This window comes from Vibrio sp. 10N.261.55.F4, assembly GCF_041470465.1.
GTDB classification, from domain to species: Bacteria; Pseudomonadota; Gammaproteobacteria; order Enterobacterales; family Vibrionaceae; genus Vibrio; species Vibrio crassostreae_C.
In genome coordinates this window covers 92259-106949 of record NZ_JBFRMM010000034.1, presented here as the reverse complement: position 1 = coordinate 106949, position 14691 = coordinate 92259, and the positions used below count along the sequence as shown (strand labels likewise).

Below are 14691 nucleotides of genomic sequence, written 5' to 3'. Positions count from 1 at the left end.
AGCCGAAAAGGCTTTTTGACACCACTTCGTTTCGTTTTGTTGAAAACTACCATGATGACCTCCTTTTTAATTTGGTCATCACGATTGTAGTTGGAAGGAAATGGACAAAAGCGTGTCAGTGATTTTACTAATTTAGTAAACAATGAATTACTACAAGTATATAAAGTCGTTTAATCAACTTCCATGAGTGATGTCAATCTGAGTGATATGTCGGCCAAGCACAGCATTTTTGTGAATCGTTGTATTTTTATCACAGGTTTATCCAATACAGTCCCGCTTTAGACGTAAGAAGCTACGCTGCTATCAATTCATTAGGAGCAACATCTTATGACTATTAGATAAAACCGACATTAACGTTGAACTTTATGAAAAAAATACATCAAGGTTTGAACTGGCAACTTAATAAATACGCTTTCATTATGTAATGATTTTACTTACAAAGTCATACTGTCATAGACAAAAGATTCCGCAATAATACGTCAAATGGTATGAGTTAAAACTTATATGGCGGTTCGTATCATTGGTGTTAAGTTTGGCTACACCAATTACGCAAACTAAAAAAATAGTGCAGAAAAGCTTTCGATAACATTAGCTTCAATATTCCAGGGCTGTGTCTATTTTTGCATTGCGATTGGCCATCTTCGATAACATCAAGATGTGGCCTACACTAAAACTTCAGGGTAACCAGCACTCTTTCTTTAACGCTTACCGAACTAGTTGTCCAAATTTAAACAAGTGGACTCGATATGAGAGCAAGTGCGCCTAATGAGAGAGCACTCGTCAATGGAATGAACGTCAGTGTTGAATGCAAAGGCGAAAAGATATTGGCCACCATTTTAGCTGATAAGTGATATACAAAATGTAGCTGGCTGAGAACACATTAAAGTTATCTTTAATCACACTCGTCAGCATTCTATCAGGGAGTTTGTTTTGGGTTTTGTGACGGCACTATTGTAAAAATACTATACGTACCCTATTTTTGAATCATCGTGGGCAACGCTTGGAACTAATATTTCTGTCATGGGGGCAGGCAAAAAGGAAACAATAACTTCCATCATCGTTTTTAATTAAGACATACATATACCTTAATTAAAAAAATTGGCGCGTTCTAATATGCGCCAGATAAAGAGATCTATAAGATACTTGAAGAGTCTATGTTAAAAGACAGGAGCAAAAGCGACATTACCATTTTGATAACTCAAGATTAGCTTATCAAGATCCTTACATTGGCCAGTTACTTTTAATGAAACACCTACCCAAGGTAAATAAGCATGAATAAAATTAGCTTTTTAAAAATAAACAATACCATTATCAATGACATTATTGATCTCTCAGTGGAAGAGTCTCAAAAACAACTCATTGCTAACAACGCAGAATGGCTTGCAGAGGCGAGTTTCAACGACGATAGCGTCAGTTACGGCATTTATTTAGACGACAAGCCAGCAGGGCTCATCTCTCTTATCGATCCAAGACTACTCGACAAGTTCGATGATCACTTTCAAAAGGATCATTTGTACGTGTGGCGCGTCATGATTGACCATCGTTTCCAAGGAAAAGGATTGGGGAGTCAAGCGATTAACTTCAGTAAGAAATACGCTTCCATTACCGGTTTAAAAGGCGTCTCCCTGACCACGATGGATAAAGAAAAAGGCAATGCGCTCTCTATTTATCAAAAGCTTGGTTTTATACCAACGGGCAGAAGACTTGATGATGAAATTGAATTAATTTTTGGCTTAAAGGAATGAGTGGATAAACAAGTCAGATGGTGTGTCTGGGGCGGCTATTTGGCCGCCTCATTTTATACTTCAACTGTAAAGGTATTGAAGAGTTCATTCAAAAACGCTGACCCCTCGTGCACTCTCACCTCCCCCCGGTCACAGAGTAACCAACAATCAAATTGACTCTTATTCAGTCTCCGTAACCTTTAAAGATCTTGAATCGCTTCGATGAGCTTTTTGACTGGAGTATGGTCTGACTCTATCCTATTGTCCATACTATCTAAATATGCTGACTACCTAGAGTGAAGAAAGAAAATGTGTCGGGCCTTTTCCTAACCATTAGTTTATGTATTGTAAAAATAGATTGCCGATGTAGTTCACTCATCGAAGTGAACACACAATGGGGCATAAATGAGCTATAGCTTCCCCTAAATTAACAATTCAGAGATAACTAAACGTATGGAAAGTCGCTTAACGTAGCATCCAGTATTGACGGTGCAGATCAGTTTAAAACTAGCTCATTTATCGCCAGTGAGCATACCGAAGAAGATCTGTCTCGACTCTGGCGTGTTGTCTCTATGAGTTTCGTATTTTACATGCGCGTTTGCATCAACTGCTTTTGATAGCTTGATGCTCCATAGTGCTTTCATTTGATTTGGTACAATTGAATATCGGACATCGATAATACGCAGCTCGTCTGTTGGGTCCTGAGCGATATAACCATTTGAAAACCAGCGGAAACGTTCTATGTCTTCGGCTTGTTGAGAGTCCGGGTCAAGCCAAGGTAAATCCCGGCTAACATTCAGCTTCGCAATCGACTCTCCGGGATACGTGCTTACCGATGTGCCAACCCGCACTGCGTCTACATGGTAATGAGCCTCTGTTTCGTACACCACTTTCCAAACCAAGATATTCGCAAAGCTTGGTTTTGCCTCTAATCGAATCGGTGTGTGTTGCCTTTCTTGCGCTAATTGCCACCCAATCGCCTCTGCCCTGTCTCGCTGAATCATCCCTAATGTTGGATAAATTAGCGCCCAAGTAAACGCAACACGCGCTAGCCAAGGCGCTCGTTTTAACGTCGCAAACACAAGCAACACTAGAATGGGAAGCGTATAAACAGGATCGATGATTGATATGGTATTCCAAGAAAAACGCGCGTTGGTGAAAGGCCAAAGTAACTGCGTGCCATAGGTGGTACAAGCGTCTAACAGTGCATGAGTACCATAGCCCAGAGCACAAAACAGCCAACTTTGTTTGAAAGAAAGCCCACGTTTTTTTGCAATCAGGTGATGCAGAACCAAAGCGCAGATCAAACTGCCAATGGGAATAAAGAAGAGTGAATGGGTAAATTGTCGATGAAATTCCAAAGCCAACAAAGGGTCACTTTGAGACTTAATCAGTGCATCCAAATCTGGTGCTAACCCGGAGAGCAGCCCTAATACCCCAGCAACAACCAAATGTTGTTTTTTGCTGGCCGATTGTGACAAAGAAGCGCCTAACACGCCCTGCGTTAAAGGATCCATAAATCACTCATTGATAGCATTCCGTTGAATCAAACAAAATACATTTAGCTATAGCGGTGAACTGTTCATAACTAAACGGTTTTATCAATATACTCATGTACATAGCTGTATAAGCATAGACCGATAAACAAAAAAAGAGCAGTTATGAAACTGCCCTTTTCTAATTATTGATGGTTGATCAATTTATTCGTTTTTGTTCTGTATATTCACACTTGAACGATCTTTTATTAACGAGCAACCATGCTTGCTGCGATAACCACCAGCAGTACTGAGAAGATTTTCTTAATCGTTGGAACCGGTAAATGGTTGGTGGCTTTTGCGCCTAACGGAGCCGTAAACCAAGACGTGCACACAATACCCAACAGCGCAGGCAGATAAACAAAGCCAGCAAAACCGTCTGATAGAGCAAAGTGGCTGCTACCTGAACTGATGTAACCTATCGAGCCAAACAACGCGATCACAATGCCACAAGCCGAGGCACAACCGATGGCCTTTTTCATATCGACAGAGAAGAACGTTAATAGCGGAACCAGCAATGCTCCGCCACCAATACCTATCATGGCAGATAAGCCACCCGTAATGGTTGTCAGCACAGTGAGCACACCTTTGTTCGGCAGTTTTCGTTCCTTAGGCGCATCATTTTTGCTGCTTAAGAACATCTTGATCGCAATAAGAACCACACTCACAGCAAACACAATACGAACGACTTTTTCCGGTAACAACGCCGCCATAAAACCACTAACCAATGCACCCAGAGCAACACCGAGCATGATCCAAGGCGCCAGATCCCAAGGCACTTTGCCATTCTTGTGGTGAGCGAGTGCAGAAGATGTTGAAGTGAACAGTATCGATGCCAACGAGGTAGCAATCGCCGCGACAACAACTTGGTCGGATGGTAGAACTTCTAAATACAGTAAAATGCTGCTTAACACAGGAACAATGATCAGCCCTCCGCCAATACCTAACAAACCGGCTAGAAACCCAACACCACTGCCCAGTAACGCACAGTAGAAAATCAACAACAGCAATTCACTCATTTCATCCATCTCTTAATTAAATTAATCGTCTTAAATAACACACTATTAATGCGGTTATATTTCCATCAAGCTAATTAATATAACTGACACCGACTAAAATATTCAAACAGAATAGATCATGAATATTCCTCATGTTGAATGTGAAGTAATACCATTGTTAATGGTCAACCTATCAACGTATAAAAACCTTAAGCGATTAACTTTATACGACATTAATTCTACTAAGCATTAATTTCAGACAGCATAGCCTTCGATTCTTAATCCGGTCACAAGCAAAAAATAAAAGCCGTTTTAATACTAAAGACCGAGAGAATCAGAAAAAAATTGGGATACCAAATCAGCATGAATAAAGAATTTAATTTTACGATTAAGAGCATTAGCCTCGACGAAAACTACCAGCCTGCAGACAGCACGCGTATCACTACCAACTTTGCTAACCTGGCTCGCGGTGACAGCCGTCAAGCGAACTTACGCAATGCACTACAAATGATCGATAACAGTTTCAACGCGTTAGCGCACTGGGATAACCCTAAGGGCGACCGCTACTCTGTTGAGCTTGAAATCATTTCTGTTGATATGGATATTGAAAGCAACGGCGAAGCATTCCCTTCAATTGAAGTGCTGAAAACCAATATTGTAGACCGTAAAACTAACGAGCGTATTGAAGGCATTATCGGAAATAACTTCTCTTCTTATGTTCGAGATTATGACTTTAGCGTACGTCTATTGGATCATAATAAAGGCCAAGATAAATTCAGCATTCCAGAAGATTTTGGTGACTTACACGGTAAGCTTTTTAAATATTTCGTTAACTCTGACGCTTACAAAAAGAACTTTAATAAACGACCTGTTATTTGCTTAAGCGTGTCAGATAATAAAACCTATTACCGCACTGAAAACCAACACCCAGTATTAGGTTTTGAATACCAACCAAATGAGTCTTCTTTAACTGAACAATATTTCAAAAAGATGGGCTTACAGGTTCGTTATTTCATGCCGCCTAACAGTGTTGCACCTTTGGCCTTCTATTTCTTTGGTGATCTGCTGAACGATTACTCTAACCTAGAGCTTATCAGCACCATCAGTACCATGGGTACGTTCCAGAAAATCTACCGACCTGAGATTTACAACGCGAACGCGGTTGCGGGTAACTGTTACCAACCAAACTTGAAAAACTTGGATCACTCGCTGACTCAAATCGTGTACGACCGTGAAGAACGAAGCCAGCTAGCTGTTGAACAAGGTAAATTCGCAGAAGAGAAGTTCATTAAGCCATACCAATCAGTTCTAGAGAACTGGTCGGCAAATTACGCACTTTAATCGTCTATTGCGCTCTCAAACCACCCAAGGCTAGGCAATATTATTATGAAAACACTATTACCGACTTCAACAGCGGGCAGCTTGCCGAAACCGTCTTGGCTTGCACAACCAGAGACGCTTTGGTCGCCATGGAAACTTCAAGGTGACGAACTCACAGACGGCAAACAAGATGCGCTGCGTGTCTCTCTGCACGAGCAACAGCAAGCAGGCATTGATATTGTGAGTGACGGCGAACAAACACGTCAGCACTTTGTAACGACCTTCATTGAACACTTGAATGGTGTTGATTTTGAAAAGCGTGAAACCGTTAAAATTCGCGACCGCTACGATGCCAGTGTGCCTACAGTGGTTGGCCCTGTTTCTCGCCAGAAATCCGTGTTTGTTGAAGATGCGAAGTTCTTACGTCAGCAAACCGACCAACCGATCAAATGGGCTCTGCCGGGGCCTATGACGATGATAGATACGCTTTACGATGCGCATTACCAAAGCCGTGAAAAACTGGCGTGGGAATTTGCGAAGATCCTCAACGAAGAAGCGAAAGAGTTAGAAGCTGCAGGCGTTGATATTATTCAGTTCGATGAACCTGCGTTTAACGTGTTTTTTGATGAAGTGAACGATTGGGGCATTGCTTGTTTGGAAAGAGCCATTGAAGGGCTTAAATGCGAAACAGCAGTGCATATTTGTTATGGCTACGGCATCAAAGCGAATACGGATTGGAAAAAGACACTAGGCACCGAGTGGCGTCAATACGAAGAAGTCTTCCCTAAGCTGCAGCAATCGAATATCGATATTATCTCTTTAGAGTGTCACAACTCTCATGTACCCCTTGAGCTACTTGAACTGGTGCGAGGCAAGAAAGTGATGGTTGGTGCGATTGATGTAGCTACCGATTCGATTGAAACACCGGAAGAAGTGGCTAGCACTCTTAGAGAAACACTTAAGTACGTTGATGCCGATAAGCTCTACCCTTGCACCAACTGTGGCATGGCTCCCCTGCCTCGCGACATTGCTTCAGCGAAGCTTAATGCGCTAAGTGCTGGCGCAGAGATCGTTCGGAAAGAACTTTCAGCGTAACGCTTTCCTTAAGAACAAAAGCTATCCCCTGAAGCCTAAGTATCACATCGATGCTTAGGCTTTTTGTTATGTGAGTTAAGGAGCTTTACGCGCTGCTTACCAGGTTTTATCTAGGTCTTGAGCATATAAAGAGATCGCTCGTTGGTACTCTTTGATCGCTTCGCTATTAGTCGTGGAAACTAAAAGCTCAAGTAACAGCGATGTCGCCTCTTTATGGCGACCTAAATTGTACAAACACATTGCGTAGAAAGGTTTCACTTCTATCGAGTCAGGATACTCAGCCATAGTCTGTTCGAAATAGCCTAAAGCCTCTGCATAAAGGCCAAGGCTTCGATAAGTACTCGCCAAACCGAACAGCGCATCAAAACGCTCTACTGAAGAAAGCACGCCAGACAGAGACAGCACATAGTGATCAATCGCCTGTTGCTCTTTGCCTTGGTTGTCGTAAGACCACGCAATCTGTAAATGAGCTTTCGCCGCATAGTTTTCATCAGTGAGTAACGCTGCCAGTAAGTCACGCGACGCTTGATACTTCTCTTCTTTTCGCAATTCGATTGCTTGTTTGATAATGGTGTCCATAACTCTCCCTTACGCTTAAGCGCTGTACTATGCGTTCATTTCCTCGAACATCTGTTTATAAGACTGAGTTTGTAGTGCCGATTGAGTCAACCCGAACTTACTGGCTAACAACTCAAGCTCACTTTTATACACAGACAACTTAGACTCATCGTCCGTCATGATAGCAAACTCAGCAAAATCACCAATACCCGCAAGAGAATCGACCGTGATATGGAACTCTCCAACAAAATAAATACTGCGAGTTTTCTGCGCTTTAAGAATCACTTCGTAACCCAGGTTCTCTAGCATACTCTTCGCATTCGACGCATCAGTGATGTTTGTCGCTTCACATCGATCAGACTCTGGGCCTTTTACGATCCATAGTTTGATGCCCGACGGCTCCATAGTGCGAATACACAAGCTTTTGTTCTGAGCCTGTAAGCTTCTATCAGGGCTATCGAAATACCAATCACATTCTTGATTGTCTTGCAGCATTACTTCATGAGCAATTAGGTTCAACGTTTTCAAAAACTCAGACTTAGAGCTAAGTCGATACTTCAGCTCAACCTCATATTTTCCTTTGAAATGATCGTTAGTCATAGGTTAGCTCAACGCAAAAAAGGCGATACTAGCACACCAACCAAATCCGAAATACAAACTGACGCACAACACAAACTAAAGCCGTGGAACTATGTTCGACACGCTAACACACGCTGCCATTCTTCTTGGCTCATGGCTCCTTTCGGAAGGTAAATATTGCGTTTTTGCATCGCACCTTTTGTGTAGGAAAGCTTGATAACTGACCCGATCCCAAAAGGAAGAATATTTCCCTGTAACTTGATATCGCAAGCGTGACCATCGAAACAAACATGGTTGTTCGATATTTCAAAAGAGCGATTGCGGAACTGCCACCATAACGTGACGACTTTTAATACCGCAACAGCACTGAACATCAACCCAATAGTAGGTAGTGATTGAGGGTTATCACCAAATAGCCAATAAATAGACACTAATAAGAACGCAGCAAGTACGAACTCAAGCAGTGTATATTTAACAAAATTTAATTGGATACGGTTATCCATGACACCCTCTCAATGATGAGCCTAAAAGCAGCTCCATTTCAACAAGCCCCTTCACTTCAGACAACTTAGTAAAACCTTTTGCTTGATAAAGCTTAATCGCGGGATTCTCACTGAACACGCGCAACACTAACTGAGCTGATGATTGATTGTTCGCATGTTCAATAACTAGATCCAGACACTTCGAGCCAAAGCCTCTACCTTGATATTCAGCTAATATCTGCAAGTCCCGAAGAAACGTTGTATCACTGGTGTAACTGAAGCGGATAACACCAATACGGCTATCCCCTCCATAAATTTCATAGTTATCCAGTTCATCCCAGCTACGTAAAAACTGACTATGACCCCAAGCGATGCCACGAGCTTGGTAGTAACTCGCCATATTCGTTTTAGTGATCGATTCAGCGAACTTAGGATCGGAACCTTTGACCAACCTTACTTCCATATTGTGTCCTTTGTTTTCAAATCACATCTGAATACGGCATAGAAAAGTGCCACATATATTGAATCATTTTTAGGTACATTCTGGTTTCACTTCCTCCCATTGTGTATCCCATTCTTCGCCTAACAAATTAGAAAGTTTTTCACAGTCGTATAGATAGCGAAGACTATCTTTACAGTACGAAGTAAGTATTTCAGTTAGCTGAGCAGACGCTTTCTCGTTGTCTTTGAGTTTTCCGTACATCATCAAACCAGTCCTAAAGGTGTCTTGATCGAGGTCAGACGCTTGCTTCGATAACATCCCAAAGGAAATAGCGTTAATAGACAGGGTTAATGCAATCGCATCGCCTTCATCTCCCTCTAATTCACAAGCACTATAACGAGCTAACAAGTTCGATGTTTTAATTAATGGGGCAAGGTCTTTTGTATTGGCATGTTTATAGGTTTCAAAACCTTGCCGCACCGCAGCTTTATGACTGTCTTTAATGCTCACAACATAGTCGGTCAAAACATGTAAGCTCGCATATGCGCCTAGCCCGAAAGCCACAATGAACACGGCGATTAATCTGATCACTTATCTCTCCTAAAAGAACCTTGTGCTGGTTAATTTTAAACGGCGTCTTGTAGTAACAACCCTACTTGCCATCGACCTTTTCTATAAACCAACTCCCTTGGCACGGGTCATTGATTAAGTGCCATCGGCCGTGAAATCTACTGCTACTGCCATTTGCGGAAAAACGATAATCCCATTGGCGATGTTTAGCATATAAACGTAAGTCGCCGCTTTCAGTAATCCAGCCCTCTAACGGTGTTCCGTTGTAGGTAAGCCTTAGGGTTCCCTTGCCCTCACGAATAGTTCCGGTAATAGTTGTGCGTTCACACATATTATTGCCAGTGGTGTTAATGCGACGGCCTAGCCACTCACCGTCGAAATCGGTAGAAGGAACAAATTGGGGACTATCAGGAAGTTTAGGAAACGACTCGGAATTACTAGACCCGAACCACTGAAGAGCACGACCAACAAGGAATAAGACAACAAAGCCGATTGATATCGCTATCACAAATCCCTTTTTCACTAGCCTCTTCCTAATCCGCTGACCTTAAGAAAAGAACCCTAACATAATGAAAAGTAATAACTTACTATCAGTTTAATTAATTTTGATATATTCCACAAATTGCATTCAAATGTTGAATATAGAGAAAGCGGCATCGTACAAAAATGCCGCGCATTGAGAATCAACTATGTGCAGTGGCGAAAGATCTGCACAGGAAAGCCCTAACTTTCCAAGGCATTGCGCCAATACTGAACGGTTTTCTCCGACACCGAGCCTGTCTCGCTCGCCGCTGATACTAGAAACTCACATAAGCGAGTTGCGACTTCTTCATTACCTAACAAGTATAAACTGCGAATGGCTCGCGTTAGCCGTATCTATAGTTAAGCGAGCGTCTACTGTGAACTTTCCGATTTATTCCGCTGTTGTGCTTCACTGAGTTTTTCTTTCGCTAAGGCTTCTTGCTGGTCTAAAAAGCTAAAGAAGTTACTTTCGCTAATGAACGGATTGTTCGAACCATCGGCATTTCGTTTCTCGCGATTAGCGAATAGATTATTCTTATGGGGATGGTTAGACAAATTCACGCTCACCACAGGCGGCTGCAAAGCGATCTCTCTCACTCTGTCCATACTTTCGAAGAACTGCTTCGCTAGCTTTGGATCTCGTGCGTTAATACTGTGACCGCCAACTACAAATGCGCGATGTGATGTGCCATTGTCTTTCACCATAAGATCTATTGAATAATCCCCTTCTGTGTGGCCGGGCGTAAGGTAGAACTTAAACTCGTCCTCACCGACAATAAGACTACTGCTATCTTGCACAAAGAAGTCTACCTTGGGCGGCAAAAAGGTATTCTTACCACTGCTTTTGTTAGCTTGAGCTACGGCTAACTCATAACCCTTTTGTGTCATCACGACCTTTGCATCATATTCAGACTGGAGAAATTGTGCTCCACCAACATGATCAGAATGGCCGTGAGTCACCAAAATATGAGTGATAGCCTTATCTTGTAACCCAAGCTTTTTTAGATTGATGGGTATCCACATCGAATAAGGGAAATCGAGTGTATCAATCAGAACTAATCCCTTTGCAGTCTCTACCGCATAAGACGACACCCATCTATCACCAACGTAATAAACGTTATCGAACATTTGGAACGGTTCAACATAGCCGTTTTTAATCGACATTTCCGGTACGTCTTTAGATGCCATTGCACTGGTCGAAACCAATAACAACAAAGCCAAAACCAATTTTTTCATTTTACTTCCTAGACTGATAACGACGCATAAGTTAGCTGCAACGTCCTAATTAAATTCACAGTTCTAACATACGACACTAGTGCTCTGCGACACATTTTAGCTCTGCTGCATGTTCAGGGAATAGTTCGTGAAGAAAACACAATGCATCTGTTGGCGTTGGCGTTGCGTATGAGTTTTAGACTTAAGCCAGCAACCAGTGTGTTAATAACTGAGTATTAAAACCTGAACGACTAAAAGAGATAGGTAATATATGCACCGAAAGATTACGTCTTTCACAGACAAGATCCTTCAGAAAGCGTCCTTCGGTGCATATAATTTCAAGCGACTGACATAAGTGACTAGCGTAAGTCGCTAACATAAGAGACTAACGCAAGCGTCTCAACACAACTTGCTGGTCGAGCTCATTCTGATAGTCCGTGTAATCAAGCCCTTGATCAAATATGTACTCAGTGACAAGAGTGCGAATGCATTCAACTAACGTGCTTGCTTGCCAAGGCTTTTCAAAGTAACGGTCGATACCTGCTGCATTAATCGCATTGATGGTATCGGTGTGAGTGGCCTGCCCCGTAAGAAGAATTTTCTTTGTATTCGGAAAGCGGCTGTCATGGAACACTTCAGTGAGTAACTCCACACCCGTTTTCCCTGGCATCACATGATCAGACACGATGACGGTAATGTGTTCGCCTTCTGCGTCAAGTTCATCAATGAGATCAAGCACTTCTTGTGCTGATTCACAATCTTCAATATTCAGCCAACTCGCCAGCGGCTCTAAATCTTGTACCACTGCGCTCAGTACTTCTCTCTGGTCATCGACACAGATTAAATTAAGCTTCTCCATGTTCACCCTCTACTGGTAACTTGATTCTAAATACAGTTTTAGAAGCATCACTTTTCACAATAATACTTCCGCCATAACCCGCCACAATCCGCTTAACTATTGATAAACCCAAGCCCAATCCAAACGATAAACCACCTTTTTTAGTGGTGAAGTTGGGCTGAAATACCTTTCTACGAGTCACCTCGTCTATCTCAGGGCCGTTATTCGTGATCGTAACTAATATTCTTTTCTTACTTAATCTGGTTTGAATTTCGATTGCAGCATCGTCTGAATTCGACATTGCATCGCAAGCATTCTTTACAATGTTGACCCAAATCTGAACGAGCTCTGTTTTCGAGCCTTTAAAAGTCGGCAAATCTGCAGGGCTCAATCGCACAGATACTCTACGCAACTCACTTTGTAACAACGATAAGGCATGGTTAATGGAGTCGTTAATATCAACCGCTTCTTCGGTGTCAATATCAACTCTGCCAAGTTGTTTAACCGATTTTACGATGCCGACGGTGTGTCTAGATGCCAAACGTAAATCATGTAAATCACAACCCATCTGCCAAAAGCGAATCGCTTCTTCTGGGTTTTTCAGCCAATGTTTTGAAATAACGTCTGTTGCATATGAAGCGTCAATTGGAATCGCCTTTGCAAGAGAGCGAGCAATGTTTTTGTCTAAACCATATTTTCTTTCAAATTGTCGCCCACGTGTTCGCGCTTCTGACGACGACGTTTTCTGACCATGCATTAACCCAAAATCGAAAAATTGACTGGCTTCTGGATGCACTTCTTCAAGCAGATCCATGATGACCGTTTCAAGTCGGCCAGATTTACTATTTACTACACCAATAGCGTTGTTAAGCTCATGAGCAATCCCTGCAGCCAATTGACCCAAGGTCGTCATTTGCTCAGCAGTATGTAATTTCTCTAGCGCTTTTTGTTTCGCTATCGCTTCTTGTGTTGCGCGGCGTTGACGACGCGACAACTCATTGACAATCACAGGTGTGAACTGTGCGGTAAGAGGGCCAAATTTACGTTCATCTTCTGCCGGCGTGTCTTTATCGATCCACGCTAACTCAACATCGGTTTTAGCAACAACCGTTGAAGATGCTGTCCAATTACCTGAAAAGAAGCTATGAACGCCTATAAAAGCCCCGCTACCCGCGCTAAATACTCGCACTTGCGGTGTATTAGCATCGGTATAAAACCCTTCCAGTTCTCCACTAAACACATAATATAAACGAGTGTTTAACGCTGATTGTTCAATAATGGTGTTACCGGCACAGCACGTCACCCGACGTTCTGTGTGGTTAAAATAGCGATCGATAAGTGCTTCTAACTTTTGTTGATACACGTATCGTTACCCTATGTGACCAATTGAATGTAGCAGCCACACCATAACAAAGCTCAATAGCACACCAACCACACCCAAAATAATACCGATTCTGGCCATTTGATTACTTTGCACATGACCCGTTGCATGAGCCAGCGCATTCGGTGGCGTACTGATTGGTAGCGACATACCTAATGAAGCGGCAAAAGTCACAACCAGAATTAACGTTAACTCACCGCCTAGTGGCGTGAGTGAAGCCATAGACGAACCTAATGCCGCCATAATTGGCATTAACAAGTTAGCCGTTGCGGTATGAGACATAAAGTTTGCCATTACCAAACACAAGAACGCCGCTCCGAACAACACCACATAGGGTGAGTAGCTATCAAACGGAATACTGTGTACCACCAGCTTTGCTAAGCCAGTTTTATCGAGCGCTAAACCAAGCGCAATACCACCTGATACAAGCCACAATACATCCCAAGAGATTTTCTTCAGGTCTTCTTTATTGATGATCCCAGTAAGAGAGAACACAGCAACAGGAATCAGAGCGACGGTATAAGAGTTCATGCCATGGCTTGAACCCATTAACCAAAGAATGATGGTGAGCGCAAAAGTGACGTATACCGCAATGGCTTTGGGCGTTTTAAGGAATTTACCTTTGATGCTTAGTTCGATTTTCTTTTGGTCAGCTTTGTACATAAAGCCTATTAAAAACCACGCTAACGCCATCATAATAACGACAAACGGCACACCAAATGCCATCCATTCACCGAACGTAATGAGGTTATCGCCAACTAAATATTTAAGTGCGATAGCGTTCGGAGGGGTACCGATAGGGGTACCAATGCCACCGATGTTAGCGGCAACAGGGATACAAAGCGCAAACGCGACACGACCGGGGTCTTTCGGACCAAACACAGCCAGTACCGGCGTTAAAATAGATAGCATCATTGCCGTTGTTGCCGTGTTAGACATAAACATCGAAAAGATACCAGTTATCAACATTAAGCCGAGCATCACGAACTTTGGATCTTGTCCAAATGGCTTCAACAACACACGAGCTAAGTTTACGTCTAATCGATATTTAGTGGCCGCCATCGCTAAGAAGAAACCACCTAAAAACAGCATTATGATTGGGCTAGCGAATGTCGCCATGATATCGCTGTATTTTAACAGCTCACCAAAATGTTCTTCCCCATGATCAAACCTTAAAAAGATCAGCCCTTTATCCGACAACATCAATAATTGCAGAACGATAATAACAACAGACGTCGCGTAAATCGGGATAGGCTCGAACACCCAGCACAATGCCGCTAATAGAAAGATCGCAATAACGCGTTGTTGAATAATCGTGAGGCCTTCAAATGGAAACGCTGATAGCGGCATTACGAGGATAATGAAAGGAATTAAAATAGGGATAATGTATTTAATATAGGGGCGCATAGCACAAAAACTCTTCCTGAGATAA

The 14691-nt window shown here is 42.5% G+C and carries 15 protein-coding genes; 3 read left to right on the top strand and 12 right to left on the bottom strand.

Annotated features, from left to right (window positions below; translation table 11 throughout):
* Positions 1 to 1271: 1271 nt before the first annotated feature.
* Positions 1272 to 1745, top strand: coding sequence for a GNAT family N-acetyltransferase (locus AB4249_RS16690; RefSeq protein ID WP_102333403.1), 474 nt, complete (start codon positions 1272 to 1274; stop codon positions 1743 to 1745).
* Between the two features lie 491 nt (positions 1746 to 2236).
* Here the strand turns inward: AB4249_RS16690 and AB4249_RS16685 are convergent, their stop codons facing one another.
* Positions 2237 to 3241, bottom strand: a complete 1005-nt coding sequence (locus tag AB4249_RS16685; RefSeq protein WP_372104061.1) for a metal-dependent hydrolase — start codon at positions 3239 to 3241, stop codon at positions 2237 to 2239.
* 227 nt (positions 3242 to 3468) lie between these two features.
* The gene (locus AB4249_RS16680; protein ID WP_136973886.1) at positions 3469 to 4278 is read right to left on the bottom strand and encodes a sulfite exporter TauE/SafE family protein; all 810 of its coding nucleotides are present in this window, start codon (positions 4276 to 4278) and stop codon (positions 3469 to 3471) included.
* 342 nt (positions 4279 to 4620) lie between these two features.
* On the opposite strand from AB4249_RS16680, the gene AB4249_RS16675 reads away from it, so the two are divergent.
* Positions 4621 to 5598, top strand: coding sequence for a DUF1852 domain-containing protein (locus tag AB4249_RS16675; protein ID WP_017064213.1), 978 nt, complete (start codon positions 4621 to 4623; stop codon positions 5596 to 5598).
* A 45-nt stretch (positions 5599 to 5643) separates the two neighbouring features.
* Positions 5644 to 6672, top strand: a complete 1029-nt coding sequence (locus AB4249_RS16670) for a methionine synthase (protein WP_017064212.1) — start codon at positions 5644 to 5646, stop codon at positions 6670 to 6672.
* Positions 6673 to 6768: 96 nt separating this feature from the next.
* Here the strand turns inward: AB4249_RS16670 and AB4249_RS16665 are convergent, their stop codons facing one another.
* The 10 genes from AB4249_RS16665 to AB4249_RS16620 form a co-directional block, all read right to left on the bottom strand.
* Positions 6769 to 7251 (bottom strand): tetratricopeptide repeat protein, encoded by a 483-nt coding sequence (locus AB4249_RS16665; protein WP_372104058.1) that lies wholly within the window; start codon positions 7249 to 7251, stop codon positions 6769 to 6771.
* Positions 7252 to 7278: 27 nt separating this feature from the next.
* Positions 7279 to 7830: a class IV adenylate cyclase gene (gene cyaB / locus AB4249_RS16660; RefSeq protein ID WP_208775613.1), complete on the bottom strand. Its 552-nt coding sequence runs from the start codon at positions 7828 to 7830 to the stop codon at positions 7279 to 7281.
* 89 nt (positions 7831 to 7919) lie between these two features.
* A complete protein-coding gene (locus AB4249_RS16655; protein WP_372104054.1) occupies positions 7920 to 8312 on the bottom strand; it encodes a hypothetical protein in 393 nt (130 codons plus the stop codon).
* Positions 8305 to 8754, bottom strand: coding sequence for a GNAT family N-acetyltransferase (locus AB4249_RS16650; protein ID WP_372104051.1), 450 nt, complete (start codon positions 8752 to 8754; stop codon positions 8305 to 8307). The genes AB4249_RS16655 and AB4249_RS16650 overlap by 8 nt, the downstream gene beginning before the upstream one ends.
* A 69-nt stretch (positions 8755 to 8823) precedes the next feature.
* Positions 8824 to 9324 carry a hypothetical protein gene (locus AB4249_RS16645; RefSeq protein ID WP_102332143.1) on the bottom strand — a complete coding sequence of 167 codons (501 nt, stop codon included), beginning with the start codon at positions 9322 to 9324 and terminating at the stop codon, positions 8824 to 8826.
* A gap of 61 nt (positions 9325 to 9385) precedes the next feature.
* Positions 9386 to 9826, bottom strand: a complete 441-nt coding sequence (locus AB4249_RS16640; protein ID WP_372104048.1) for a hypothetical protein — start codon at positions 9824 to 9826, stop codon at positions 9386 to 9388.
* Between the two features lie 371 nt (positions 9827 to 10197).
* The gene (locus tag AB4249_RS16635; protein ID WP_017093956.1) at positions 10198 to 11061 is read right to left on the bottom strand and encodes an MBL fold metallo-hydrolase; all 864 of its coding nucleotides are present in this window, start codon (positions 11059 to 11061) and stop codon (positions 10198 to 10200) included.
* A gap of 364 nt (positions 11062 to 11425) precedes the next feature.
* A complete protein-coding gene (locus AB4249_RS16630) occupies positions 11426 to 11899 on the bottom strand; it encodes a response regulator (RefSeq protein ID WP_017062404.1) in 474 nt (157 codons plus the stop codon).
* Entirely contained in the window at positions 11886 to 13241 is a 1356-nt protein-coding gene (locus AB4249_RS16625; protein ID WP_372104045.1) for an ATP-binding protein, read from the bottom strand. Before AB4249_RS16625 ends, AB4249_RS16630 begins: the two co-directional genes overlap by 14 nt.
* 6 nt (positions 13242 to 13247) lie before the next feature.
* Entirely contained in the window at positions 13248 to 14666 is a 1419-nt protein-coding gene (locus AB4249_RS16620; protein ID WP_136985916.1) for a DASS family sodium-coupled anion symporter, read from the bottom strand.
* Positions 14667 to 14691: the final 25 nt, after the last annotated feature.